At 49.2% G+C, this 3135-nt stretch carries 1 rRNA gene; it reads left to right on the top strand.

The annotated features are described in order from the left end of the window. The first annotated feature begins 5 nt into the window (after positions 1–5). Positions 6–3121, top strand: a 23S ribosomal RNA gene (locus GC105_RS16495). Positions 3122–3135: the final 14 nt, after the last annotated feature.

The following is a 3135-nucleotide window of genomic DNA, read 5'->3' as shown; positions in this document are numbered from 1 at the left end:
AAAAAGGTCAAGTTAATAAGGGCATAGGGAGAATGCCTTGGCACTGAGAGCCGAAGAAGGACGTGACAAGCTGCGAAAAGCTGCGTGTAGGTGCAAATAACCGATTGAAGCGCAGATGTCCGAATGGGGAAACCCGGCAGGGAGAAGCCCTGTCACCCACAGATGAATAAAATAGTCTGTGAGGAGGGAACCTGGGGAACTGAAACATCTAAGTACCTGGAGGAAGAGAAAGAAAACTCGATTTCCCTAGTAGCGGCGAGCGAAAGGGAAACAGCCCAAACCCAGCACATAATTGTGCTTGTGAGGCGAAAATATGTTTTGTGATTAAATCAGGAAGCATAGCTAAGTCAAAAGGCAAGTAGAATTATGTGCTGGGGGTTCGGAATATACAATAAAAGGTATTAAATCATAGCCGAATGAACTGGGAAGTTCAACCGTAGAGAGTAAGAGTCTCGTAGGCGAAATGAAGAGATACAAAGTATATATCCAGAGTACCACGGGACACGTGAAACCCTGTGGGAACAAGGGGGGACCACCCCCCAAGGCTAAATACTACTCAGTGACCGATAGCGCATAGTACCGTGAGGGAAAGGTGAAAAGAACCCCGGAAGGGGAGTGAAATAGAACCTGAAACCCTATGCTTACAAGCAGTGGGAGCGGGCGTAAGCCTGTGACCATGTACTTTTTGTAGAACGGACCAGCGAGTTACGATATGTAGCAAGGTTAATATTTTAAGGATAGGAGCCGTAGGGAAACCGAGTCTTAATAGGGCGAGAAGTTGCATATTGTAGACCCGAAACCGTGTGACCTACCCATGTCCAGGGTGAAGCGTGAGTAAAATCACGTGGAGGCCCGAACCGGTGTCTGTTGAAAAAGGCTCGGATGAGGTGTGGGTAGCGGAGAAATTCCAATCGAACACGGAGATAGCTGGTTCTCCCCGAAATAGCTTTAGGGCTAGCGTCAAGGGATGAATAGTGGAGGTAGAGCACTGAATTGGCTAGGGGGCGTATAGCTTACCGAACCATATCAAACTCCGAATGCCATATATTTTACCTTGGCAGTCAGACTACGTGAGATAAGTTTCGTAGTCGAAAGGGAAACAGCCCAGATCATCAGCTAAGGTCCCAAAGTGTAAGTTAAGTGGGAAAGGATGTGCAATTGCTAAGACAACTAGGATGTTGGCTTAGAAGCAGCCACTCATTTAAAGAGTGCGTAATAGCTCACTAGTCGAGTGATTGTGCGCCGAAGATAACCGGGGCTCAAACTTACCACCGAAGCTATGGCAGTTGAGAGGTTAGAAGTGAGAAGTTAGAAGTTAGATACTGTGCACTACGTGCACGGTAAAAAGACATGACGTAAGAGTCATGGCAGTAAGTCTAACATCCGACATCTGACTTCTTGCCTCTCAACTGGGTAGGGGAGCATTGTGTACGAGGTGAAGCTTAACTGGAAGGTTAGGTGGATTTTACACAAGAGAGAATGCTGGTATGAGTAGCGAAAGTTAAGTGAGAATCTTAACCATCGAAAGTCTAAGGTTTCCTGAGGAAGGTTCGTCCGCTCAGGGTAAGTCGGGACCTAAGCCGAGGCCTATAGGCGTAGGCGATGGATAACCGGTTGAAATTCCGGTACCACCTTAAGCGTCTGAGAGATGGAGTGACACAGGAGGATAAGCTAACCGCTCGAATGGAAGAGAGCGGCCAAGCGACAAGTAGGGAAGCATAGTCAAATGCGTGCTTCTATTAAACTATGAGTCGTTAAGGGGACCGAAAATAAGTAGGGAAGTAGCTGATTTCACACTGTCAAGAAAAGCTTCTATCGAGCGAAGAGGTGCCCGTACCGCAAACCGACACAGGTAGACGAGGAGAGAATCCTAAGATGATCGGGAGAAGTGTTGTTAAGGAACTCGGCAAAATAACCCCGTAACTTCGGGAGAAGGGGAGCCTAACCTGATGCAATTTATTGTATACAGGAAGGCTGCAGAGAAATGGCCCAAGCGACTGTTTAACAAAAACACAGGTTTCTGCTAAATCGAAAGATGAAGTATAGGAGCTGACGCCTGCCCGGTGCTGGAAGGTTAAGGGGACTTGTTAGCGCAAGCGAAGCAATGAACTTAAGCCCCAGTAAACGGCGGCCGTAACTATAACGGTCCTAAGGTAGCGAAATTCCTTGTCAGGTAAGTTCTGACCCGCACGAAAGGCGTAACGATTTGGGCACTGTCTCAACAACACACCCGGTGAAATTGTAGTACTCGTGAAGATGCGAGTTACCCGCGACAGGACGGAAAGACCCCGTAGAGCTTTACTGTAGCTTGACATTGGATTTTGGTATTGCATGTACAGGATAGGTGGGAGGCTGAGAAGCCGGGACGCTAGTCTCGGTGGAGCTGCCCTTGGGATACCACTCTTGTAATACTGAAATTCTAACCAGTGGCCGTTAACCGGTCATGGGACATTGTCTGGTGGGCAGTTTGACTGGGGCGGTCGCCTCCGAAAGAGTAACGGAGGCGCCCAATGGTCACCTCAGAATGGTTGGAAATCATTCGTAGAGCGCAAAGGCAAAAGGTGGCCTGACTGCGAGAGAGACATCTCGAGCAGGGACGAAAGTCGGGCTTAGTGATCCGGTGGTACCGAGTGGAAGGGCCATCGCTCAACGGATAAAAGCTACCTCGGGGATAACAGGCTTATCTCCCCCAAGAGTCCACATCGACGGGGAGGTTTGGCACCTCGATGTCGGCTCGTCTCATCCTGGGGCTGTAGTAGGTCCCAAGGGTTGGGCTGTTCGCCCATTAAAGAGGCACGCGAGCTGGGTTCAGAACGTCGTGAGACAGTTCGGTCCCTATCCGTCGTGGGCGCAAGATATTTGAGAGGAGCTGTTCCTAGTACGAGAGGACCGGAATGGACAGACCTCTGGTGCACCAGTTGTTCCGCCAGGAGCATAGCTGGGTAGCTAAGTCTGGACGGGATAAGCGCTGAAGGCATCTAAGCGCGAAGCCCCCCTCGAGATTAGATATCTCACCCGAAAGGGGTAAGGTCCCTGGTAGACTACCAGGTTGATAGGTCAGAGGTGTACATGTAGAAATACATTTAGCTGACTGATACTAATAGACCGAGGACTTGACCTAAATAAATGGGAAGT

Source organism: Alkalibaculum sporogenes (genome assembly GCF_009362815.1).
Lineage (GTDB): Bacteria > Bacillota > Clostridia > Eubacteriales > Alkalibacteraceae > Alkalibaculum_A > Alkalibaculum_A sporogenes.
Note: the sequence above shows the minus strand (reverse complement) of the source record. Positions and strands in the feature narration are given on the sequence as shown.